The following is a 23,769-nucleotide window of genomic DNA, read 5'->3' as shown; positions in this document are numbered from 1 at the left end:
CTTCATGCCGCGAAGGCCCGGTAGCGCCGGGCCATGCCCGGCAGACGCGCGCGGTGTCAACCCGCGCCCAGCACCTTCAGCACCGCCGCTTCATCCACGTCCGGCACCACTTCGGCCCGGCCCATGCCGCGCCACAGCACCAGGCGCAGGCGGCCGGCCACGTTCTTCTTGTCCAGCCGCATGCGGCCGAGCAGGGCCTGCGGGTCGAGCCCGGCGGGGATCGCGACCGGCAGCTGCAGCTTTTCCAGCAGCGCCTGCAGGCGCACGCGGTCGGCATCCTCGGCCAGGCCCAGGTCGGTGGACAGCTTCGCCGCCAGCACCATGCCCACGGCCACGGCCTCGCCATGGTTCAGTGCATCGCGGCCCGGGGCCGAATAACCCTGCTCGGTCTCGATGGCGTGGCCGAAGGTGTGGCCCAGGTTGAGCAGGGCGCGCTCGCCCTTCTCGAACGGGTCGCGCTCGACGATGGCGGCCTTGTGCCGGCAGCTGCGCGCGATGGCTTCGGCCAGCGCGGCGTCTTCGCCGGCCAGCAGCGCCTCGGCGTGCTGCTGCAGCCATTCGAAGAACACCGCATCGCCCAGCGCGCCGTACTTCACCACTTCGGCGAGGCCGGCACGCAGTTCGCGCGGCGGCAGGGTGGCCAGCACGCCGGTATCGGCGATGACCGCACGCGGCGGATGGAAGGCGCCGACCAGGTTCTTGCCGGCCGGGATGTCCACGGCGGTCTTGCCGCCCACCGAGGAATCGACCATCGCCAGCAGGGTGGTCGGCAGCTGCACGCAGTCCACGCCGCGCATCCAGCAGGCCGCGGCGAAACCGGCCAGATCGCCGACCACGCCGCCGCCGAGGGCGAACACGCAGGCATCGCGGGTGGCGCCCAGTGCGGCCAGTGCTTCGATGGCGCGGCCGAACTCGGCCAGGGTCTTGGACGCCTCGCCGGCCTGCAGCACGTGCTCGCCGACGATCAGGTCCGGGCGCGCGGCCAGCAGGGCCTGTTTCACGACGGCCAGGTAGCGCGGGGCGACTTCGCTATCGCTCAGCAGCAGCACGTGGCGGCCGCGCACATGCGAGGCCAGCGCAGCGCCGTCGGCCTGGGCACCGGCGCCGATGGTGATGGAATAGGGGCGGTCGCCGCCAACGGCGACCTGCAGCAGGGCGGGGGAGGTCATGCAGTCAGGTCCTGGCGCTGCCATTGCGTGGCCAGCTTGACGACAAGCTGGGCGGTGGCGTCGGCAGCGGTAAACGGGTCGGTGTCGAGGGTGAGGTCGGCCAGCTCGCGGTACAGCGGGTCGCGCAGCGCGGCCAGATCGTGCAGCACCTGCTCGCGGTCCGGGCGCTGCAGCAGCGGCCGGCCCTTGTCGCGGGCCAGGCGTTCCAGCTGGGCCGCCACGCTCACGCGGAGGTAGACCACGAAGCCGCGCTGGGCGATCAGCGCACGGTTGCCTGCTTCCAGCACGGCACCGCCACCGGTGGAGACCAGCTGGCCCCGACCTTCCAGCACGCGGGCCAGTGCCTCGCGCTCATGGCCACGGAAGCCGGCTTCGCCGGAGTGTTCGAAGATCGTGGGAATGCTGGCCCCCGCCGCGTCGACGATGGCCTGGTCGACATCGACGAAGTCCAGCGTGAAGCGCTCGGCCAGGCGGCGGCCGATGCAGGTTTTGCCGGCGCCCATCGGGCCGATCAGGATCAGGTTCGGAGCAGGATTCATGCTCTCTGATCCTACCACTTCCGCACCCCCGGCCTGGCACGATGGTTGCTGTTGGAAGCATCCGTCGTGCCGCAGCGGCGGCCTCAGCGCACCGCCTGTACCTGGCGCTGGCCGTCCAGCACCACCACATGGTCGGCGCGGTCGGGCAGGGCACGCAGCGCCTGCCGGCTGACCCGTTCGTAATACTGCACGAAGCGCTCCAGCTGCGGACGGCTCATGCCGTGCCGCCCGGGCTGGGCAGCCTGCAGGTTCTGTTCCTGCTGCCAGCGCCAGCGCGGCACCACCGAGAAATCCGGTGGCTGCAGGAACCACAGGCGGTCGCAGCGCTGCCACAGCACCGGGTAGTCGCGGGCCAGGGCCTGGTTGCACCAGCGCCGCCAGCGGCCATCCGGGTCGGCCTCGCGCTCCAGCGCGTTCAAGGGGCTGTCCAGCTCGGCATCATCCTGCGCGGGCGTGCCGAGGAACCAGCCTTCGAACACCACCAGGTCCAGCGGGGCGTCCAGCGCTGGCCATTGCGCCTCGGGCAGGCGCTCATCGGCCAGTTTGTCGAAGCGCGGCAGTGCCAGCGGCTGGCGTGCGGCCACCGCGTCGAGCACGGCATGGGCCAGCGGCAGGTCGTGGGTGCCGGGCGGGCCGCGGGTGATCAGCAGCGGGTGGACCCGACGGGCCAGGCGCTGGCGCTGCGCGCGGGTCAGGTAGACATCGTCGATGGAGAGCGTTGCGGCGTTCAGCCCACGGGCCTGGGCACGGGCCACCACCTGCGCGGCCAGCGTCGATTTGCCGCTGCCCTGCAGGCCGCTGATCGCCAATACTGGCACCGTGGCGCCGCTGGCCAGTGCATCGTCAAGCGCCTGCTCGGCAAGCGCATCCGGGAATCCTTTCACCTGGGGCATGTACGCAGCAGCAACCATGCCGCCACAATAGCCCAATCCTTGTGAGAAGAAGCGAACCATGAGCGACCTTTACGCTGAAGCCCTGTCCACCTTTGCCGCCCTGTTCGAAGAGGCGAAGCACAGCCGCGAGGTCGAGCCCAACGCGATGACCGTGGCCACTGCTGATACGCAGGGCCGGCCGTCGGCGCGCACCGTCTTGTTGAAGGCGTTCGACGAGCGCGGCTTCGTGTTCTACACCCACCTGGGCAGCCACAAGGGCAACGAACTGCAGGCCAATCCACAGGCGGCGCTGCTGTTCCTGTGGCGCAGCCTGCGCGAGGCCGGCATCCAGGTGCGCATCGAAGGGCGCGTGGAGCAGGTGGCCGATGCCGAGGCTGATGCCTATTTCGCCAGCCGCCCGCGCATGAGCCAGATCGGCGCATGGGCGTCGCTGCAGTCGAAGACGCTGGCGACGCGCGAGGAGTTCGATGCGCGCGTGGCCGAGGTCGAAGCCCGTTTCGAGGGCAGGGACGTACCGCGTCCGGACGGCTGGAGCGGCCTGCGCGTAGTGCCGGACCGCATCGAGTTCTGGTACGGCGCGCAGTTCCGCCTGCACGAGCGCTGGTGCTACGACGCCGGTGCCGAAGGGCGCTGGAGCAAGCGGCTGCTGTATCCCTGAGGCAACCCGATGCAACGCCTGCCGCTGTACCGCGTGGTGGTGTTCGTGCCGCCGGCAGCATTGGACGCGGTGAAGCAGGGTATCCTCGCAGTGGACGCGCTGGCGGCCGGCGACTACGAGCGCGGTATGTGGTGGTCGGCGCCGGGTGCGAGCAGTTCCGCCCGCGGGTGGGTGCGTCGCCCGTCCAGGGGGAGGAAGGACGCACCGAAGTGGTCGACAGCGTGCGCCTGGAGTTCTGTCTGCCTCGGGATACGCAGCGGCTGCAGCGCATCTTGGAGCAGGGCATCGTGCCGCATCATCCGTGGCGGGTGCCGGTGGTGCAGGTGGAGGAGATCGAGCTGCTGCTGGCCGGCGGGCTGCCGTTGTAGAGCCGAGCCCATGCTCGGCTGCTTCCGCGGGAATATCAGCCGAGCATGGGCTCGGCTCTACAACCCCTCCGCGCGCAGCCAGCGCCACAGCGTGGTGCGTGATACGCCCAGCGCCTGCGCCATGCCCTCGCGGTCATTGCGGTGTTCCTGCAGCAGTGCCTCCAGCTGCGCACGCGGCGGGCGCTTGCCGTTGATTTCCACCAGCAACGCGGCGGCACCTTCATTCACCAGCTCTGGCGCCAGCTGCAGCAGGCGCGTGGCATCGATGAGCCCTTCGCCCGGCTGCCAGTGGATGCGCAGGCGATCCACCAGGTTGCGCAGTTCGCGCACGTTGCCGGGCCACCCGGCGGCGGTCAGTACGCTCATTGCCGCCTCGTCCAGCGGTGCATCGACGCCGCGCAGCTGGCGGAAGAAGTGCTGTGCCAGCAAGGGGATATCCGCGCGCCGCGCACGCAGCGAGGGCAGGGCGATGCGCAGCGCGGCCAGGCGGTAATACAGATCGCGGCGGAAGCTGCCAGCCGCGGCGCGCTGTTCCAGCGATTGCAGTGTCGCGGCAACCACGCGCAGGTCCACCGGCGTCGGTTCGGTGGCACCTACGCGCAGGACCTCGCGCTCCTCCAGCACCCGCAGCAGGCGGGTCTGCAGTGGCAACGGCAGCTCGCCGATCTCATCGAGGAACAGGGTGCCGCCGTCTGCGGCCTCGACCAGGCCGACGCGACCACCGCGCCGCGCGCCGGTGAAGGCGCCATCGCTGTAGCCGAACAGCTCCGCTTCCAGCAGCGACTCGCTGATCGCACCGCAGTTCAGCGCGACGAAGCGGCCTCGGCGGCCGCTGGCCGCGTGCAGCTGGCGCGCAACCAGTTCCTTGCCGGTGCCGGTTTCGCCGGTGACCAGCACGGTGCTGTCATGCGGTGCATACAGCGCGATCTGCGCGCGCACCTGGGCCATCGCCTCGCTGTCGCCGAGCAGGGCGTGCGCATCGCTGCGCGGGGCAGAGCGGCGGCGCGCGACCGGGCGGCTGCCGCCGGAGCGGGCCAGCGCCTGGGTCAGCTCCAGCGCATGTTCAAACGCGTGCCGTACCGAATCGGCCGAGTACAGCAACACGCCGGGCAGGCCCATCTGTTCGGCGTGGTCGATGGCCATGCCGGTGCCGACGATCACCTCGATGCCGTTGGCGCGCAGGTCGGCGATGCAGTCGCGCGCATCTTCGCGGGTGACGAAGCGGCGGTGCTCGATATCCAGGCCGAAGCTGTGCTGGAAGTTGCTGAACACCGGCACGTCGCTGGCGTGGGTGACCAGGCCGATGCGCGGGGCGATGCGACGGGCGCGGGCCAGTGCCTCCATCAGGTCGAAGCCGTTGGCCTGGATCGGCACCAGCGGCAGTTCCAACCGGCCGCGCAGCCAGGCCGCGTTGGAGCCGCCGGCGATGACCACGTCGCAGTGCTCGCGGCGCAGGCGCTGGCCGATTACATCCACCGCTTCCTCGAAACCGAGGTTGATCTGCTCGATGCGCGCGCGACGGTCGAACTCGGGGATGACATCACCGAGCAGGCCGGTCAGGCGCGAGACGCTGACCGTCCAGATGACCGGGCGGCCGGGGTCGGCATCAGCGTGGCGCAGGGGCGAGCGGGGCACGTACATGGCGGCGGCAATGGGTAACGATGTTTCATGATACATCCGTTTCAATGTTTCATTTGTTTCATGTTTGCGGCATGGTCATGCCTTTGAAATCAACCGCTTGCAGCTTGGCATGGTGTTTGCGCTCCCTATCCCGTTCCCAACCTGGATTGCCGCATGACCGCTTCCGCTCCTTCTTCCGCCGGTGCCCGCTTCCGTGAGGCGCTGGCTGCCGAATCGCCGCTGCAGGTGATCGGCGCGATCAACGCCAACCACGCCCTGCTGGCCAAGCGCGCCGGCTTCCGCGCCATCTACCTGTCCGGCGGCGGTGTCGCTGCGGGTTCGCTGGGCCTGCCGGACCTGGGCATCAACACCCTGGAAGACGTGCTGATCGACGTGCGCCGCATCACCGATGTCTGCGAGCTGCCGCTGATGGTCGACATCGACACCGGTTTCGGCCCGAGCGCGTTCAACATCGCCCGCACCGTGAAGTCGCTGATCAAGGCCGGCGCGGCCGCCTGCCACATCGAGGACCAGGTCGGTGCCAAGCGCTGCGGTCACCGCCCGGGCAAGGAAATCGTCTCGCAGAGTGAAATGGTCGACCGCGTGAAGGCCGCCGCCGATGCCAAGACCGATCCGGACTTCTTCCTGATCGCCCGCACCGACGCCATCCAGGTGGACGGCGTGGACAAGGCCATCGAGCGCGCCATCGCCTGCGTCGAGGCCGGTGCAGATGGCATCTTCGCCGAGGCCGCCTATGACCTGGACACCTACCGCCGCTTCGTCGATGCGGTGAAGGTGCCGGTGCTGGCCAACATCACTGAATTCGGTGCCACCCCGCTGTTCAGCCGCGACGAACTGGCTTCGGCCGGCGTGGCCATCCAGCTGTTCCCGCTGTCGGCCTTCCGCGCCGCCAATAAGGCGGCCGAGAACGTCTACCAGTCGGTGCGCCGCGACGGCCACCAGCGCAGCGTGGTCGATGCCATGCAGACGCGTGAAGAACTGTATGACCGCATCGGCTACCACGCCTTCGAACAGCAGCTCGACGCCCTGTTCGCCGCCAAGAAATAAGCAGTACCCTGCACCATCAGTTTTCGGAGGGAAAACATGAACGATACGACCGCAACCCCGACCTTCAAGCCGAAGAAATCCGTCGCCCTGTCCGGCACCGCCGCCGGCAACACCGCGCTGTGCAGCGTCGGCCGCAGCGGCAACGACCTGCATTACCGCGGCTACGACATCCTGGACCTGGCCAGCACCAGCGAGTTCGAGGAAATCGCCTACCTGCTGGTGCACGGCAAGCTGCCGACCCGCGCTGAGCTCAAGGGCTACAAGGCCAAGCTGAAGTCGCTGCGCGGTATTCCGGCCGCGGTGAAGGCCGCGCTGGAAGAACTGCCGCCGTCGGCGCACCCGATGGACGTGATGCGCACCGGCGTGTCCGTGCTCGGCTGCGTTGCGCCGGAAAAGGATGACCACAACCATCCGGGCGCGCGTGACATCGCCGACAAGCTGATGGCCTGCCTCGGCTCGATGCTGCTGTACTGGTACCACTGGAGCCACAACGGCCGCGCCATCGATGTGGAAACCGACGACGACTCCATCGGTGGCCACTTCCTGCACCTGCTGCACGGCGACAAGCCGCAGGATTCGTGGGTGAAGGCGATGCACACCTCGCTGATCCTGTACGCCGAGCACGAGTTCAACGCCTCGACCTTCGCCTGCCGCGTCATCGCCGGCACCGGCAGCGACATGTACAGCGCGATCTGTGGTGGCATCGGCGCACTGCGCGGCCCCAAGCACGGCGGCGCCAACGAAGTGGCGTTCGAAGTGCAGAAGCGCTACGACAACCCCGATGAAGCCGAGGAAGACATCAAGGCCCGCGTCGAGCGCAAGGAAGTGGTGATCGGCTTCGGCCACCCGGTCTACACCGTGTCCGATCCGCGCAACAAAGTGATCAAGGACGTGGCCCGCGAGCTGTCCGAAGAGCAGTCCAGCATGAAGATGTACGACATCGCCGAGCGCCTGGAGACGGTGATGTGGGACATCAAGAAGATGTTCCCGAACCTGGACTGGTTCAGCGCCGTCAGCTACCACATGATGGGCGTGCCGACCGCGATGTTCACCCCCCTGTTCGTGATCGCCCGCACCGCCGGCTGGAGCGCGCACATCGTCGAACAGCGCATCGACGGCAAGATCATCCGACCGAGCGCCAACTACACCGGCCCGGAAGATCGCGAGTTCGTCGCCATCGACAAGCGCGCCTGATCCACCTGCTGTACCCATCCGGCCGGCCGCGCGCCGGCCGGATGCCTTCGTTGCCGCTTCGACGGCACCCGGCCCGCCTCAAGTACTCCGCCAGCCCATGAATACCGATTACCGCAAGAACCTCCCCGGCAGCACGCTGGACTATTTCGACGCGCGCGCCGCCGTCGACGCGCTCCAGCCCGGCGCCTACGCCACGCTGCCGTACACCTCGCGCGTGCTGGCCGAGAACCTGGTGCGCCGCTGCGATCCGGCCACGCTCAGTGACTCGCTGGCGCAGCTGATCGAGCGCCGCCGCGACCTGGATTTCCCGTGGTTCCCCGCGCGCGTGGTCTGCCATGACATCCTCGGCCAGACCGCGCTGGTGGATCTGGCCGGCCTGCGCGATGCGATCGCCGACAAGGGCGGCGACCCGGCCAAGGTCAATCCGGTGGTGCCGGTGCAGCTGATCGTCGATCACTCGCTGGCGGTGGAATGCGGTGGTTTCGACCCGCAGGCATTCGAGAAGAACCGCGCGATCGAAGATCGCCGCAACGAAGACCGTTTCCACTTCATCGACTGGACCAAGCTGGCGTTCCAGAACGTGGACGTGATCCCGCCGGGCAACGGCATCATGCACCAGATCAACCTGGAGAAGATGTCGCCGGTGGTCTACGTGCAGGACGGCGTTGCTTTCCCCGATACCTGCGTGGGCACCGACAGCCACACCCCGCACGTGGACGCGCTGGGCGTGATCGCCATTGGTGTTGGCGGCCTGGAGGCGGAGAACGTGATGCTGGGCCGCGCCTCGTGGATGCGCCTGCCCGACACCGTCGGCGTCGAACTGAGCGGCCGCCCGCAGCCGGGCATCACCGCCACCGACGTGGTGCTGGCCCTGACCGAGTTCCTGCGCAAGGAACGCGTGGTCGGCGCCTGGCTCGAATTCTTCGGCGAGGGTGCGGCGGCACTGACCATCGGTGACCGCGCCACCATCTCCAACATGTGCCCCGAATACGGTGCGACCGCCGCGATGTTCTACATCGATGCGCAGACCATCGATTACCTGCGCCTGACCGGTCGCGAGGAATCGCAGGTGGCGCTGGTGGAAAACTACGCGCGCACCACCGGCCTGTGGGCCGATGACCTGGCCACCGCGAAGTACGAGCGCGTGCTGCACTTCGACCTGTCCAGCGTGGGGCGCAACATGGCCGGCCCGTCCAACCCGCACAAGCGCGTGGCCACCGCCGAGCTGGCCGAGCGCGGCATCGCCGACGAAGCCAAGCTGGAAGCGGGCAGGGCCGAGCAGGCGCAGGGCCTGATGCCCGATGGCGCGGTGATCATCGCCGCCATCACCAGCTGCACCAACACCTCCAACCCGCGCAACGTGATTGCCGCCGCACTGCTGGCACGCAACGCCAATGCGCGCGGCCTGCAGCGCAAGCCGTGGGTGAAGTCGTCGCTGGCGCCGGGTTCGAAGGCCGTGCAGCTGTACCTGGAAGAATCCGGCCTGCTGCCGGACCTGGAGCAGCTCGGCTTCGGCATCGTGGCGTTTGCCTGCACCACGTGCAACGGCATGAGCGGCGCGCTGGACCCGAAGATCCAGCGGGAAATCATCGACCGTGACCTGTACGCCACGGCCGTGCTGTCGGGCAACCGGAACTTCGATGGCCGCATCCATCCGTACGCCAAGCAGGCCTTCCTGGCATCGCCGCCGCTGGTGATCGCCTATGCCATCGCCGGCACCGTGCGCTTCGACATCGAGAAGGACGTGCTGGGCGTGGATGCCGACGGCAAAGAGGTGCGCCTGAAGGACATCTGGCCGAGCGACGCCGAGATCGACGCCGTGGTGAAGGCCTCGGTGAAGCCCGAGCAGTTCCGCAAGGTCTACAACCCGATGTTCAACGTGCGCGTGGAAAACGGCGCACCGGTCAGCCCGCTGTACGACTGGCGCCCGCAGAGTACGTACATCCGCCGTCCGCCGTATTGGGAGGGCGCACTGGCCGGTGAGCGCACGCTGTCCGGCATGCGCGCGCTGGCGGTGCTGCCGGACAACATCACCACCGACCACCTGTCGCCGTCCAACGCGATCATGGCCTCCAGCGCTGCGGGCGAATACCTGGCGAAGATGGGCCTGCCGGAAGAGGACTTCAATTCCTACGCCACCCACCGCGGTGACCACCTGACCGCGCAGCGCGCCACGTTCGCCAACCCGAAGCTGTTCAACGAGATGGTGCGCAACGACGACGGCAGCGTGAAGCAGGGCTCGCTGGCGCGCGTGGAGCCGGAAGGCAAGGTCATGCGCATGTGGGAAGCGATCGAGACCTACATGGACCGCAAGCAGCCGCTGATCATCATCGCCGGCGCCGACTACGGCCAAGGCAGCTCGCGCGACTGGGCCGCCAAGGGCGTGCGCCTGGCCGGCGTGGAGGCGATCGTGGCCGAAGGCTTCGAGCGCATCCACCGCACCAACCTGATCGGCATGGGCGTGCTGCCGCTGGAGTTCAAGCCGGGCACCACCCGCCTGACCCTGGGCATCGACGGCACCGAGACCTTCGATGTGGTCGGCGAACGCACCCCGCGTGCCGAACTGACCCTGGTCATCCATCGCCGCGACGGCCAGGACGTGATCGTGCCGGTCACCTGCCGCTTGGACAGCGACGAGGAAGTGGCGATCTATGAGGCGGGCGGCGTGCTGCAGCGCTTCGCCCAGGATTTCCTGGAAGGCGCCAAGGTGGCGTAAGGCAGCAGATAGCTGCCTCGTGTCGAGTTGCCGCCATGCTGGCTTCGGCCCGCATGGCGGTGGTCACGGAGGAGAGGGGCGTTGCCCCATCTGCATGGGAACTGCGTTCTACAACATCGCAGGTACGGTCAACTCCGCCTTCATCCTGCTGAGCCTGTTGGGTGTGGGCGCGCAGTTGCGCTTGGTGCGCAACCGTCGGGAACGTGCAGACGCGACTGACAGCGCCACCGCAGTGCTGTCGCTGAATCAATTCACGGTCAGCTTCCTGGCGTACCTGTCCTTCTTCGTCTATGGCTACAGCGTCACGCCGTTCAATCACTTCATCGTCTGGCCGCGCTTGTTCGCGTCGGTGCTGGTCATGGCCATCCTGGTGGAGATCTGGCGCGACCGACGGAATCGCTCCGCCACGACCAGCGTGTTGGCAGCCGTGCTGCTGCTGATCTGCGCGCTGGCCGGTCTGGCCTGGGGTGATCGTCACGTGGACGAGGGCAGGGGGGTGGCCAGCGCGATGATCGTGGCCATCACTGCCTTGCTGGCGCAGGGCTACACGCATCAGATCCTGTTGATCCTTCGCAATGGCCATACCGGTGCAGTGTCGCTGCGGATGAGTCAGCTGATCCTGCTGATGGACCTGTCCACGATCGTATTTGCCTTCGCCATGGGCATCCGGATGGGATGGCCGTTGCTGCTGCTGGCAGTGGTAAGTGGCAGTACCAAACTGGTCATCCTGTATCTGTTCCGATGGCAGCAAGGGACGTCCGCCGCGGATCGCCGTCGGCAGCGGGTTCAACCAGCGTAATGCGTGTGTTCCTTACATAATCGAGAATTCCATGACCTTCCTTCCCCAACTCCGTATTCCCGCCACTTACATGCGCGGTGGCACCAGCAAGGGCGTGTTCTTCCGCCTGCAGGACCTTCCCGAAGCCGCGCAGTCGCCCGGCGCCGCGCGTGATGCGCTGCTGATGCGCGTGATCGGTTCGCCCGACCCGTATGGCAAGCACACAGACGGCATGGGCGGCGCGACGTCCAGCACCAGCAAGTGCGTGATCATCTCCACCGCCTCGGTACCCGACCACGACGTGGATTATCTGTACGGCCAGGTGTCGATCGACACCGCCTTCGTCGACTGGAGCGGCAACTGCGGCAACCTCAGCACCGCCGTCGGCCCGTTCGCCATTGCCAATGGTCTGGTCGATCCGGCCCGCGTGCCGCGCGATGGCCTGTGCACTGTGCGCATCTGGCAGGCCAACATCGGCAAGACCATCATCGCCCACGTGCCGATGCGCGATGGCGAAGTACAGGAGACCGGTGATTTTGAGCTTGACGGCGTGACTTTCCCGGCCGCCGAGATCCAGCTGGAATTCATCGATCCGTCCGACGACGGCGATGCCGGTGCGATGTTCCCCACCGGCAACCTGGTCGATACCCTGGACGTGCCGGACGTGGGCAGCTTCGAGGTCACGATGATCACCGCAGGCATTCCGACCATCTTCCTCAACGCTGCCGACCTGGGCTACACCGGCACAGAGCTGCAGCCGGCGATCAACGAAGACAAGGCGGCACTGCAGAAGTTCGAGACCATCCGCGCCCATGGTGCGCTGCGCATGGGCCTGATCTCGAAGCTGGAGGACGCCGCCACCCGCCAGCACACGCCGAAGGTGGCGTTCGTGGCGCCGGCGCAGGACTACGTGTCGTCCAGCGGCAAGGCCATTCCGGCCTCGGCCATCGACCTGCACGCGCGCGCGCTGTCGATGGGCAAGCTGCACCACGCGATGATGGGCACCGCGGCCGTCGCGATCGGTACTGCCGCGGCCGTCCCGGGCACCCTGGTCAACCGCGCGGCCGGTGGTGGCGAACGCGAGGCGGTGACCTTCGGCCATCCCTCCGGCACGTTGCGCGTGGGCGCCCAGGCCGGGCGCGTTGACGGCCAGTGGACGGTGACCAAGGCCATCATGAGCCGCAGCGCCCGCGTGCTGATGGAAGGCAAGGTGCGCGTACCGGTCGAGTGATGCTTTGGGAGATGCCAACCTTGGTTGGCAGGGGGCACGGGCAACCGTGCACCCCAGCGAGGAGACCCACGATGTCCAGCAGCCACACCCCCTCCAACGAGCGTGCAGCATGGGATGCGCTGCTGGTGGACATCGTCGGTTACGTACGCGACGCCCGCATCGATTCGCCCGTCGCGTTCCAGACCGCGCACCACTGCCTGCTCGATACCCTCGGCTGTGGCCTGGAGGCGCTGTACTTCCCGGCCTGCAGCAAGCTGCTGGGGCCACTGGTGCCGGGCATCCACGTGGTCAATGGCGCGCGCGTGCCCGGCACGCATTACGTGTTGGACCCGGTGCAGGCTGCCTTCAACATCGGCGCGATGGTGCGCTGGCTCGATTTCAACGACACCTGGCTGGCGGCCGAATGGGGCCATCCTTCGGACAATCTCGGTGGCATCCTCGCCGTCTGCGACTGGCTGGGGCGCAATGCGCTGGCCCTGCGCCGGCCGCCGCCGACCATGCACGTCGTGCTGCAAGCGATGATCAAGGCACACGAGATCCAAGGTGTGCTGGCCCTGCAGAATTCCTTCAACCGGGTCGGGCTGGACCACGTGGTGCTGGTCAAGGTCGCCACCACGGCGGTGGTCGCGCACCTGCTGGGGCTGGACCGCGAGCGCATGCTCAATGCGCTGTCGCTGGCCTGGGTCGACGGCCAGGCCCTGCGCACCTACCGGCATTCGCCCAACACCGGTTCGCGCAAGAGCTGGGCGGCCGGGGATGCCACCAGCCGCGGCGTGCGCTTGGCGCTGATGGCGGCCAGTGGCGAGATGGGCTACCCCAGCGTGCTCAGCGCACCGGCCTGGGGTTTCGAGGCGGTATCCATGCACGGCCAGCCGCTGCTCCTGGGCCGCCCGCTGGGCAGCTATGTGATGGAGAACGTGCTGTTCAAGATCAGCTACCCGGCCGAGTTCCACGGGCAGACTGCCGTAGAAGCGGCGATCACCCTGCACCAGCAACTGCGGGCGCTGGGGCGTACGGCCGAGGACATCGCGCACATCGACATCCGCACCCAGGAAGCCTGCATTCGCATCATCGACAAGCAGGGGCCGCTGCATAACCCCGCCGACCGCGACCACTGCGTGCAATACATGGTCGCCATCGCCCTGCTGCACGGGCGGCTGACCGCCGAAGATTACGAGGACGACATGGCCGCCGACCCGCGCATCGATGCGCTGCGCGCGAAGATGGCCTGCCACGAAGATCCGCAGCTGAGCGCCGACTACCTGGACCCGGACAAACGCAGCATCGCCAACGGCCTGAGCGTGTGCCTCAGCGATGGCAGTGAATTGCCCGAGGTGCTGGTGGAGTACCCGCTGGGGCATGCGCGGCGCCGGGAGGAGGGCATCCCGCTGCTGATGGACAAGTTCCGTCGACACCTGGCCCACCGGTTCCCGACCGCCCAGCAGCAGCGCATCCTGGCCGCCTCGCTGGACCCGGTGGCGCTGGCCGCGATGCCGGTGACCGATTACATGGACCTGTACCTGCCCGGGTGAGGCCGCTTTGGTAGATGCCAACCGTGGTTGGCATTGGAGGGCGCCAACCAAGGTTGGCGACTACCGGGTTCCGGGTCGCCCGCGATTCCGACCGCCGGGGCGTCAACACGTTGACGCGGCGCGCCTATAATGGCCGCCTCGATCAAGGAGTGACGACATGAGCGGTCCGGCACGGCAGAAGCGGTGGGGTTGGGCGGCGGCTGTGCTGGCAGGAGGCCTCTTGCTGGGCCTGGCCGGTTGTCGCAATGACAGCGGGCAGCTGCCCAAGGCCAGCGGCGAAGCCATCGCCACCAAGGCCGAGCAGGTGAAGGACTTCACCCTGCTGCGCGCGTACCCGGACCAGAAGAGTGAGGGGCTGTCGCTGGCGCTGGAGTTCTCGCGCCCGCTGGTCGGCACCCAGGACTTCGACACGCTGGTGCGCTTCGAACAGAAGGTCGGCACCGACGACAGCAGCTGGACCCTGTCCGACGACGGCCTGACCCTGCGCTATCCCTTCGTTGAAGCCGGCAAGGAATACAGCCTGGTCGTCTCCGAAGACCTGCTGGCCGCCGACGGCAGCCGCCTGGGCAAGGAACTGAAGCAGAAGGTGTTCAGCGGCGAGCTGAAGCCGGTGGCCGGTTTCGCCTCGCAGGGCAGCGTGCTGCCGGCCAAGGACAGCCGCGGCCTGCCGGTGGTGTCGGTGAACGTGCCGGAGGTCGACGTCGAATTCCTGCGCGTGCGCGAGAAGGACCTGCCGACCTTCTTCAGCCAGTACCAGCGCGGCGGCCGCCGTGGCAGCTGGGAGCTGAGCAGCGACTACGAGCGCAGCCCGATCAACAAGCTGGCCGAGCCGGTCTACGTCAACCGCTTCATCCTGGGTGGCAAGCAGAACGAGCGGGTGCTGACCTACCTGCCGACCCAGGACATCAAGGAGCTGCAGGAGCCGGGCCTGTACTTCGCCCTGCTCAAGCGCACCGGTGACTACGAAGGCGAGTTCGATACCGCCTTCTTCTCGGTCAGCGACATCGGCCTGCACACCCGTGCCTACAAGGACAAGCTGTTCGTCCATACCGCCGCGCTGAAGGACGGTGCGGCGCTGAAGAACGTCAACCTGCGCGTGCTTGACGCCAAGGGCGAGGTGGTGCTCAAGGGCAGCACCGACAGCAACGGCAACGCGCTGCTGAACTACACCCTGGACGCGACCCAGGTGCTGGTGGCCAGCAGCGGCAAGGACACCAGCTTCCTGCCGTTCAACCAGCCGGCGCTGGACCTGAGCGAATTCGCCGTGGCCGGTCGTGACAATGCCTGGTTCGACGTCTACGCCTGGTCCGGTCGCGACCTGTACCGCCCCGGTGAAACCGTGCGCCTGTCGGCCCTGCTGCGCGACAACGACGGCAAGCCGGTGAAGGCCCAGCCGGTGTTCCTGCGCCTGAAGCAGCCCGACGGCAAGACCTTCCGCGAGACCCGTCTGCAGCCCGGCGACCAGGGCTACATCAACTTCGAGCAGACCATTCCCGCCGAGGCGCCGACCGGACGCTGGCAGGTGGAATTCCGCACCGACCCGGCCAGCAAGGAAGCGATCCAGGGCATGACCCTGCGTATCGAGGAATTCCTGCCCGAGCGCATGAAGCTGGACCTGGACAGCGCGCAGAAGACGCTGAAGCCGGGCGAGGAGCTGCGCCTGCAGGCCAATGGTGCCTATCTGTATGGCGCCCCGGCCGATGGCAACCGCTTCACCGCGCGCCTGGCCGTGGCCGCCGAACAGCAGCCGGTGGAAGGCCTGCCGGGTTATTTCTTCGGTGACCCGACCCTGCAGCTGCCGCGTGAAGCAAAGGACGTGGTCGACACCACGCTGCCGGACAATGGCCAGCTGCGCGAAGACGTGGCGCTGCCGGAAGAGGCGGCCAAGGCCAAGGCGCCGATCGCCGTGGTGCTGTCGGGCAGCCTGTACGAAACCGGTGGCCGCACGGTCACCCGCACCCTCAAGCGCGTCATGTGGCCGGCCAATGCGCTGGTCGGCGTGCGCCCGCTGTTCAACCCCGAGGACGGTGCCGATTCCAACGGCAACGCGCGCTTCGAGCTGATGCGCGTCGATGCCGCCGGCAAGCCGCAGCCCGCCAAGGGCCTGAAGGTGACCCTGGTGCGCGAACTGCGCGACTACCACTGGACCTTCAACGACAACCGCTGGGACTACGATTTCACCCGCCGCTTCGAGAACAAGGAAACCCGCACCGTCGATGCCGGCAGCAGCGCGGTCGCCTTCGATTTCCCGGTGGAGTGGGGCGAGTACCGGGTGGACGTGTTCGATCCGTCCACCGGCCTGACCAGCCGCTATCCGTTCCGCGCCGGCTGGAGCTGGGGCGATGACAACCGCGGCCTCGATGCACGCCCTGACAAGGTCAAGCTGGGCCTGGACAAGACCGGCTACAAGGCCGGCGACACCCTGCAGGTGACGGTGACCCCGCCGCACGCCGGCAAGGGCATCCTGATGGTCGAGAGCGACCGCATGCTGTACGTGCAGGAGATCGACGCCAGGCCGGGTGCCACCTACAAGATCCCGGTCACCGCTGACTGGGAGCGCCACGACGTCTACATCACCGCGCTGGTGTTCCGTGGCGGCAGCGCGCCCAGCAAGATCACCCCGGCCCGCGCCGTGGGCGTGGTGCACGTCCCGATGGACCGCAAGGGCCGCACCGTGGCCGTGGGCCTGGTGGCGCCCAAGCAGATGCGCCCGGAACAGGACCTGCCGGTGACGGTCAGCGCACCGCAGCTGGCCGGCAAGACCGCGCACGTCACCGTGTCGGCGGTGGACGTGGGCATCCTCAACATCACCCGCTTCCCGGTGCCCGATGCCGGTGCGCACTTCTTCGCCCAGCGTCGCCTCGGCATCGATGCCTACGACATCTACAGCCGGGTGATCGAAAGCTTCGACGGCAGCAGCGGCAAGCTGAAGTTCGGCGGCGACATGGCCCTGCAGGCGCTGCCGCAGGCCAAGCGTCCGACCGCGCGCGTGCAGACCGTGGACCTGTTCTCCGGCCCGGTGCAGCTCGATGCCAAGGGCAATGCGCGCATCCGCCTGAAGGTGCCCGATTTCAACGGCACCCTGCGCGTGTCGGCGCTGGTCTACAGCGATGACCAGTACGGCAAGCGTGATGTGGAAACCATCGTGCGCGCGCCGATCCTGGCCGAGGCCAGCATGCCGCGCGTGCTCGCCCCGGGTGACCGCAGCACCGTCACCCTGGACGTGCAGAACTTCACCGGCAAGCCCGGCCAGTTCAACGTGCAGGTGGACACCGAAGGCCCGCTGGGCTTGGGCGAGGGCAGCCGCAGCGTGCAGCTGAACGTCGATGCCAAGACCACGCTGAGCTTCCCGCTGTCGGCGCGCGAGGGCAACAGCGTGGCCAAGGTGCGGGTGCGCGTGGATGGCAACGGCTTCAAGGCCGACCGCCGCTATGACCTGCCGGTGCGTGCGGCGTGGCCGCAGGTGATCCGTTCGCAGGTGCGCACGCTGGATCCGCTGGCCGCGGTCAGCCTGGATGGCGGCCTGGCCGATGGCCTGATGGCCGAGTCGGTCAACGCGCGCCTGCTGGTCAGCCCGCTGCCGCCGATCCCGTTCGCCAGTGCCCTGCAGGGCGCGCTGAACTATCCCTACGGCTGTGCCGAACAGACCACCAGCAAGGGCTACGCCGCGCTGATCCTGGACCAGGCGACGTCGTCGATGCTCGGCACCGACGGCCTGGATGCCAAGACCCGCCGCGAGCGCATGGAAGGCGCGTTCGGCCGCCTGGCGTCGATGCAGGTGGCCAATGGCAACTTCTCGATGTGGGGTGACGACGGCTACGTGAACCCGTGGCTGACCCCGTACATCACCGAGTTCCTGCTCGATGCCAAGGACGGTGGCTTTGCCGTGCCGGACAACGTGCTGCAGAAGGCGCTCAACCGCCTCAGCGAGGACCTGCTGTCCGGCGGCAACCAGTTCTACGGCCAGGATGACCGCGAGAAGCTGAAGTTCGCCAACCAGGCGTATTCCGGGTACGTGCTGGCCCGCGTCAACCGCGCGCCGCTGGGCACCCTGCGCACGCTGTACGACAACGAGCGCGGCAAGGCGGTCGGTGGCCTGTCGCTGGTCCACCTGGGCGTGGCGCTGTCGCTGCAGGGTGATGCCAAGCGTGGCCAGGCGGCGATTGCTGCCGGCTTCGCCAAGTCCAGCAGCGAACGTCCGTCGTACTTCGGCGATTACGGCAGCGCCATCCGCGATGACGCGCTGATGATCGCGCTGACCCATGAAAACAAGCTGGCCAAGCCGGCCTGGGATGCACGCGCGGTCGATCTCGGCCGTGGCCTGGATGCACGCCGCAATGCCGGCTGGATGTGGCTGAGCACCCAGGAGCAGGTGGCGATCGCCCGCCTCGGCAAGGCCCTGGCCGCCAACCAGAAGGCACTGGTGGCCGGTGAACTGGTGATCGGCGGCAACAGCGAAGCCATCGGCGAGCGCAAGCTGTTCGGCCGCAACTTCACCGGCAGCGAACTCGCCAGCGGGGTGCGCTTCACCCCGCAGGGCCAGCCGCCGATGTTCGCCAGCATCGACGTGGCCGGCATCCCGCGCAGCGCGCCGGCACCGGACAACAGCGTGCTGGGCGTCGAGCGGACCTACTTCGGCACCGATGGCAAGCCGTGGACGCCGCGCCCGCTGAAGGAAGGCGAAGCGCTGATCGTGCGCATCACCATCAGTGCCGATACGCAGATGCCCGATGCGCTGCTGACCGACCTGCTGCCGGCCGGCCTGGAGATCGAGAACTTCAACCTGGGCGACGCCAAGCAGTGGGCCGACGTGGTGGTCGATGGCATCACCATCAGCGACCGCAGCTCGGCCGCGGACACCAAGCACGAGGAGTTCCGCGACGACCGCTACGTGGCCGCGCTGAAGCTGTCGCGTGGTGGCAAGGCCAACGTGTTCTACCTGGTGCGTGCGGTGACCCCGGGCACCTACTCGGTGCCGCCGCCGCTGGTGGAAGACATGTACCGCCCGCAGCTGCGTGGCGTGGGCCGCAGCAACCCGACCACGATCACGGTGGTCCAGCCGTGACCGCGCGGACGGGCCGCGACGGCGCGGCCCGTCCCTCCGACGAGCTGCAATCAGGCACGCTCCAATCCGGCACGCTGCAATGAAGAACGACGGGACGACCCGGCGGGCGGCCCTGCGCCGCCGGCTGCAGCCGCTGTGGCCCTGGCTGCGCTGGGGCACGGCGGCGCTGCTGGTCCTGCTGCTGGGCCTGGATTTCGCGTTCCCGCCGCCGCTGCCGAAGCAGCGCGATACCAGTACCCTGGTGGTGGCCGCTGATGGCAGCCCGCTGCGCGCCTTCGCCGATGCCGAAGGCGTGTGGCGTTACCCGGCCTCGGCCGACAGCGTCTCGCCGCTGTACCTGCAGGCGCTGCTGACCTACGAAGACCGCTGGTTCTGGCAACACCCCGGCATCAACCCGCTGGCGATCCTGCGTGCCAGCGGCCAGCTGCTGCGCGGCGGCCGCATCGTGTCGGGCGGTTCGACGCTCACCATGCAGGTGGCGCGCATCCTCGATCCGCATTCGCGCACCCCGTGGGGCAAGCTCAAGCAGATGCTGCGCGCGGTGCAGCTGGAAGTGCACCTGTCGAAGGCGCAGATCCTCGCGCTGTACCTGGAACGCGCGCCCTACGGCGGCACCATCGAGGGCGTGGAAGCGGCCAGCTGGGCCTATCTGGGCAAACCGGCCACCCAGCTGTCGCATGCCGAAGCCGCGCTGCTCGCGGTGCTTCCGCAGGCGCCGAGCCGGCTGCGCCCGGACCGCCATCCGGAAGCGGCGCAGAATGCGCGCGACAAGGTGCTGGCGCGCATGGCCGAGCTCGGCGTGTGGACGCCGGAAGAGGTGGAGGACGCGCGTATCGAGAACGTGGTCGCGCGCTCGCTGCGTCCGCCGATGCATGCGGCACTGCTGGCGCAGCGGTTGCATTCCGCGCACCCGGGCCAGGCGCGCATCCAGAGCAGCATCGACCTGGACCTGCAGCGCACGCTGGAAGAGCGCGTGGCCAGCTATTTCTCCACGTTGCCCGAACGCACCTCGGCCGCCCTGCTGGTGGTCGACAACCAGACCCTGCAGGCCCGTGCCTATGTCGGCACGCTGGCCTTCGGCGACCGCCAGCGCCTGGGCCACGTCGACATGGTGCAGGCTTGGCGCTCACCCGGCTCCACGCTCAAGCCCTTCCTGTACGCGATGGCGCTGGACGATGGCCTGATCCATTCGGAAAGCCTGCTGGTGGATGCGCCGCAGAGTTTCGGCAGCTATCGGCCGGGCAACTTCGATGAAGCCTTCAACGGGCCGGTCGGTGCATCGAGCGCGTTGCGCCTGTCGCTGAACGTGCCAGCGGTGGACCTGCTGCAGCGGGTGGGCTCGGCGCGTTTCGCCGCGCGCCTCTCGCACGCGGGCATCCAGCTGCGCTTCCCGCCAGGCAGTTCGCCGAACCTGTCGCTGATCCTTGGCGGCACCGGTGCGCGGCTGGAGGATCTGGTCGGCGCCTTCGCCGCGCTCAATCGCAACGGCATCGCCGGGCGCGTGCGCTACACCGACCACGAGCCGATGATCGAGCGGCGCCTGGCCTCGCCCGGGGCCAGCTGGATCGTGCGCGAGATGCTCGAATCCAATCCGCGCCCGGGCTATGGCGTGGGCACCTTCGATGTCGGCGGCCGCCCGCGCGTGGCCTGGAAGACCGGCACCAGCTACGGCTACCGCGACGCGTGGGCGATCGGCAGCACGCGCCACTACACGGTAGGCGTGTGGGTGGGGCGTCCCGATGGCACGCCGCTGCCGGGTCAGTACGGCGCGGTCACTGCATTGCCGCTGATGTTCGAAGTAGTGGACAGCCTGCCGCGCCATCCCGGCGATGCCGCCGCCGCGCCGATGCCGGCCAGCGTCAGCCGCGCCGATGTGTGCTGGCCCACCGGCGGACTGGCCGAATCGTTGCCGGCCGCGCTGTGCCAGCGTCGCATGCCGGCCTGGCTGCTGGATGGTGGCGTGCCGCCGACCTTCCCTGAGCGCGAGGCGCGCCGTTGGCAGCCGGGCCGCCAGCGTTACATGGCCGACGCGCGCACCGGCCAGCGGCTGTCTGCCGACTGCAGCACGCCGCACACGGAAGTCGAGCGCGAGATCGCGCGCTGGCCGGCGCTGCTGTCGCCGTGGCTGCCCAAAGCCACGCGTGATGCCTCGCAGCTGCCGCCTCTGGCTATCGACTGCCGCGACGATGGCCGCGACGCAAGCGTGGCTCTGCACGTGGATGGTCTGAACGATGGCGCGGCATTGGCGCGGGCACCCAATGCCGAGCACGGCGTGCGCCTGCAGCTGCGCGCGTTGGGCAGCGAACAGGCGGTGGACTGGTTGCTGGATGGCCGCTGGATTGCCCGCACCCACGGTGCGCAACTGATGCAGCGCGAGTTCGCCGATCCTGGCGCGCACACGCTGACCGCACTGGCCACCGATGGCGCGTGGACGCAGGTGCGGTTCACGGTCATCCGTTGACGCCGGGCATGGCCCGGCGCTACCGGCGTGACCGCGTTTACCCGATCATTCCCCGATCCAGCCTTCCAGCAGGTCGGCAAACTCGTCGGCATGCTCCTCCTCCTGCGCCAGGATGTCCTCCAGGATGCGCTTGGTGGTGGTATCGCGGTCGCCGATGAAGTTGATCATCTCGCGGTAGCTGTCAATGGCGATGCGCTCGGCCACGAGATTTTCACGCACCATGTCGCGGAGGTCGCTGCCCTCCTTGTACTCGGCATGCGAGCGCGCGGTCAGTGTGTCCGGGTTGAAGTCAGGTTCGCCACCCAGCTGCACGATGCGCTCGGCCAGCTTGCCGGCGTGGTCCTGTTCCTGATGCGCGTGTTCGAGGAACTCGGCCTTGACCGCATCGGCCAGCATTCCCTTGGCCATGTAGTAATGGCGGTAATACCGCAGCACGCAGACGTATTCAGTGGCAAGGGCATCGTTCAGCAGCTTGATGACCTCTTCGCGGTCCGCGCTGTAGCTCTCGGTGATGGCACCATCCTCGATATTCCGGCGCGCGCGTTCACGCAGGGTTTCACGATCGGTGATGCCATTGGGCTTTGCGGGGTGGGGCTGGTTGGCTGGCTTTTTGGACATGGCTGGCCGATTTCCTTTTATCTGTGGGGGGTAAACGTGGATGGGATCAAACGGGGAGGTGCTCCAGCACATGGTCGGCCGAGGACACCTCGAACTGGCCGGGCGCCTCGATCCAGGCGGCGCGGACCACGCCGTCGTCGACGTACAGGGCGAACCGACGCGAACGGATGCCCATGCCCGAGGCGCTGGCATCCAGCTCCAGGCCCAGTGCACGGGTCAGTTCGGCATTGCCGTCGGACAGCATCAGCAGGCCCTCGGGCACGTGCTGGTCGGCGGCCCAGGCTTTCATCACGAACGGATCGTTGACCGCCATGCAGTACACGTCGATGCCACGCTGGCGGAATGCCGCGAACTTTTCGACGAAGCCGGGCAGGTGACGGGCGGAGCAGGTCGGGGTAAAGGCGCCGGGCACGGCGAACAGGACCACCCGGCGCCCGTCGAACAGGGCACGGGTGTCCAGCGTTTCGATGCCCTCGCCAATGCGCTTGAGGGTCACTTCCGGAATACGGTCGCCGACGTGGATCGTCATGGGAACTCCTTGCTGCGGACAGGCTAGTGGGGCAGATGGGACGGTGGCGTCAAGACATTGGAAACCGGGTGTGCCCACCCCATCCTGGGGCAGGGCCACAGCAGCTGCATTGCGCTGGATCAGTCGGCGTCACCGGCGCCGCACGGGCAGCGGCGTAGCATGCCGGCGCGTAGAATGAACCCGGGGCGGCGCCACCGGCGCGGCCGAAGCAGATCGAGGTAGCTGGATGGAATTCAAGGATTACTACGCCACCCTGGGGGTGGAACCGAGTGCGGGCGAGGCCGAGATCAAGACCGCCTACCGGCGGCTGGCGCGCAAGTACCACCCGGACGTGAGCAAGGAGGCTGGCGCCGAAGACAAGTTCAAGGCGGTCAACGAGGCCTACGAGGCGCTGCGCGATCCGGAAAAGCGCGCGGCCTATGACCAGCTGCGCGCGCAGGGCTACCGCCCGGGCGAGGAATTCAACGTGCCGCCGAACTACGGCGGTGCCGGTGGCTTCAATTTCGAGGAAGTGTTCGGCGGCGGTGGTGCCGGCGGCGGCTTCAGCGATTTCTTCGAAAGCCTGTTCGCGCGCCAGCGTGGCGGCCAGGGCGCGGGCCCCGGCCCGGGCTTCAGCAGCCACGGCCAGGCGCCCAACCGCGATACCCGGGCCAAGCTGTCGGTGCCGCTGGAAGCGGCCTACGGCGGCGACAGCCTGCGCATCACCGTCAACGGCAAGCAGCTGGACGTGCGCGTGCCCAAGGGCATCCACCCGGGCCAGGTGATCCGCCTGTCAGGGCAGGGCACCCACGGTGGCAACCTGCTGCTGGAAGTGGAATACGCCGCCCACCCGCAGTTCGAGGTCGATGGCCGCAATATCCTCTACACCCTGGCGGTGACGCCGTGGCAGGCGGCGCTGGGCACCAGCATCAGCGTGCCGACCCTGGGCGGTGCAGTGGAACTGAAGATCCCGGCCGATTCCGATGCCGGCCGCAAGCTGCGCCTGCGCGGCCGCGGCCTGCCGGGCAGCCCGGATGGCGACCAGATCGTCGAGCTGGAGATCGTGGCCCCGGCGGCAACCGACGAGGCGCAGAAGAAGGCGTACCGGAACCTGGCAAAGGCCTTCGGCGAAACGATCTGACAGGCCGGAGGAGCGCCGGCGGCGTGCGCCGTCGGCGAAACGATCTGAGGGTAGCGCCGGGCCATGCCCGGCGGTTTTGGCATGTAGAGTCGGGGGGGGGGGGGGGGCGGGGGGGGGGGGGGGCGGCGGCGCCCGGCGCCCCCCCACCCCCCTGCCTACACACCCCCGCCCCCCCCCCCCCCCCCCCCCCCCCCGCCCGCCCGCCCCCCG

The 23,769-nt window shown here is 68.3% G+C and carries 17 protein-coding genes; 11 read left to right on the top strand and 6 right to left on the bottom strand.

Annotation, left to right across the window (positions count from 1 at the left end; translation table 11 throughout):
• Positions 1-56 precede the first annotated feature (56 nt).
• The 3 genes from aroB to NQ204_RS12580 all read right to left on the bottom strand — a co-directional run bounded on the left by aroB (position 57) and on the right by NQ204_RS12580 (position 2,619).
• Positions 57-1,169: a 3-dehydroquinate synthase gene (aroB, locus tag NQ204_RS12590; RefSeq protein ID WP_256644031.1), complete on the bottom strand. Its 1,113-nt coding sequence runs from the start codon at positions 1,167-1,169 to the stop codon at positions 57-59.
• Positions 1,166-1,708, bottom strand: a complete 543-nt coding sequence (locus NQ204_RS12585) for a shikimate kinase (protein ID WP_116865309.1) — start codon at positions 1,706-1,708, stop codon at positions 1,166-1,168. The genes aroB and NQ204_RS12585 overlap by 4 nt, the downstream gene beginning before the upstream one ends.
• 83 nt (positions 1,709-1,791) lie before the next feature.
• A complete protein-coding gene (locus tag NQ204_RS12580; RefSeq protein WP_256644030.1) occupies positions 1,792-2,619 on the bottom strand; it encodes a kinase in 828 nt (275 codons plus the stop codon).
• Positions 2,620-2,659: 40 nt separating this feature from the next.
• Between NQ204_RS12580 and pdxH the strand changes: the two genes are divergently transcribed.
• Together pdxH and NQ204_RS12570 are read left to right on the top strand one after the other, a co-directional pair.
• The gene (gene pdxH / locus NQ204_RS12575) at positions 2,660-3,259 is read left to right on the top strand and encodes a pyridoxamine 5'-phosphate oxidase (RefSeq protein ID WP_256644029.1); all 600 of its coding nucleotides are present in this window, start codon (positions 2,660-2,662) and stop codon (positions 3,257-3,259) included.
• Between the two features lie 209 nt (positions 3,260-3,468).
• The gene (locus NQ204_RS12570; RefSeq protein WP_256644028.1) at positions 3,469-3,627 is read left to right on the top strand and encodes a hypothetical protein; all 159 of its coding nucleotides are present in this window, start codon (positions 3,469-3,471) and stop codon (positions 3,625-3,627) included.
• A 57-nt stretch (positions 3,628-3,684) separates the two neighbouring features.
• Here the strand turns inward: NQ204_RS12570 and prpR are convergent, their stop codons facing one another.
• Complete coding sequence (gene prpR / locus NQ204_RS12565; RefSeq protein WP_256644027.1) at positions 3,685-5,268, bottom strand: propionate catabolism operon regulatory protein PrpR; 1,584 nt, start codon at positions 5,266-5,268, stop codon at positions 3,685-3,687.
• Positions 5,269-5,421: 153 nt separating this feature from the next.
• Between prpR and prpB the strand changes: the two genes are divergently transcribed.
• The 8 genes from prpB (at position 5,422) to pbpC (ending at position 21,292) form a co-directional block, all read left to right on the top strand.
• Positions 5,422-6,315: a methylisocitrate lyase gene (prpB, locus tag NQ204_RS12560; RefSeq protein WP_256644026.1), complete on the top strand. Its 894-nt coding sequence runs from the start codon at positions 5,422-5,424 to the stop codon at positions 6,313-6,315.
• A gap of 36 nt (positions 6,316-6,351) precedes the next feature.
• Positions 6,352-7,509, top strand: a complete 1,158-nt coding sequence (gene prpC / locus NQ204_RS12555) for a bifunctional 2-methylcitrate synthase/citrate synthase (protein WP_256644025.1) — start codon at positions 6,352-6,354, stop codon at positions 7,507-7,509.
• A 97-nt stretch (positions 7,510-7,606) separates the two neighbouring features.
• On the top strand, positions 7,607-10,225 hold the full coding sequence (acnD, locus tag NQ204_RS12550; protein WP_256644024.1) for a Fe/S-dependent 2-methylisocitrate dehydratase AcnD: 2,619 nt from the start codon (positions 7,607-7,609) through the stop codon (positions 10,223-10,225).
• A gap of 94 nt (positions 10,226-10,319) precedes the next feature.
• Positions 10,320-11,024, top strand: coding sequence for a hypothetical protein (locus NQ204_RS12545; protein ID WP_256644023.1), 705 nt, complete (start codon positions 10,320-10,322; stop codon positions 11,022-11,024).
• 31 nt (positions 11,025-11,055) lie between these two features.
• Positions 11,056-12,234, top strand: a complete 1,179-nt coding sequence (gene prpF, locus NQ204_RS12540; protein WP_256644022.1) for a 2-methylaconitate cis-trans isomerase PrpF — start codon at positions 11,056-11,058, stop codon at positions 12,232-12,234.
• Between the two features lie 71 nt (positions 12,235-12,305).
• A complete protein-coding gene (locus tag NQ204_RS12535) occupies positions 12,306-13,766 on the top strand; it encodes a bifunctional 2-methylcitrate dehydratase/aconitate hydratase (protein WP_256644021.1) in 1,461 nt (486 codons plus the stop codon).
• 157 nt (positions 13,767-13,923) lie between these two features.
• Positions 13,924-18,831 carry an alpha-2-macroglobulin family protein gene (locus NQ204_RS12530; RefSeq protein WP_256644020.1) on the top strand — a complete coding sequence of 1,636 codons (4,908 nt, stop codon included), beginning with the start codon at positions 13,924-13,926 and terminating at the stop codon, positions 18,829-18,831.
• 79 nt (positions 18,832-18,910) lie between these two features.
• Positions 18,911-21,292 (top strand): penicillin-binding protein 1C, encoded by a 2,382-nt coding sequence (pbpC, locus tag NQ204_RS12525; protein ID WP_256644019.1) that lies wholly within the window; start codon positions 18,911-18,913, stop codon positions 21,290-21,292.
• Between the two features lie 45 nt (positions 21,293-21,337).
• On the opposite strand, the gene NQ204_RS12520 is transcribed toward pbpC, so the two are convergent.
• Positions 21,338-21,910: a ferritin-like domain-containing protein gene (locus NQ204_RS12520; protein ID WP_150455411.1), complete on the bottom strand. Its 573-nt coding sequence runs from the start codon at positions 21,908-21,910 to the stop codon at positions 21,338-21,340.
• Between the two features lie 46 nt (positions 21,911-21,956).
• Positions 21,957-22,439 carry a peroxiredoxin gene (locus tag NQ204_RS12515; RefSeq protein ID WP_116864652.1) on the bottom strand — a complete coding sequence of 161 codons (483 nt, stop codon included), beginning with the start codon at positions 22,437-22,439 and terminating at the stop codon, positions 21,957-21,959.
• A 226-nt stretch (positions 22,440-22,665) separates the two neighbouring features.
• On the opposite strand from NQ204_RS12515, the gene NQ204_RS12510 reads away from it, so the two are divergent.
• On the top strand, positions 22,666-23,559 hold the full coding sequence (locus NQ204_RS12510) for a DnaJ C-terminal domain-containing protein (protein ID WP_116864651.1): 894 nt from the start codon (positions 22,666-22,668) through the stop codon (positions 23,557-23,559).
• Positions 23,560-23,769: the final 210 nt, after the last annotated feature.

The organism is Stenotrophomonas testudinis (assembly GCF_024499815.1).
In the GTDB taxonomy this organism is placed as follows: domain Bacteria; phylum Pseudomonadota; class Gammaproteobacteria; order Xanthomonadales; family Xanthomonadaceae; genus Stenotrophomonas.
Note: the sequence above shows the minus strand (reverse complement) of the source record. Positions and strands in the feature narration are given on the sequence as shown.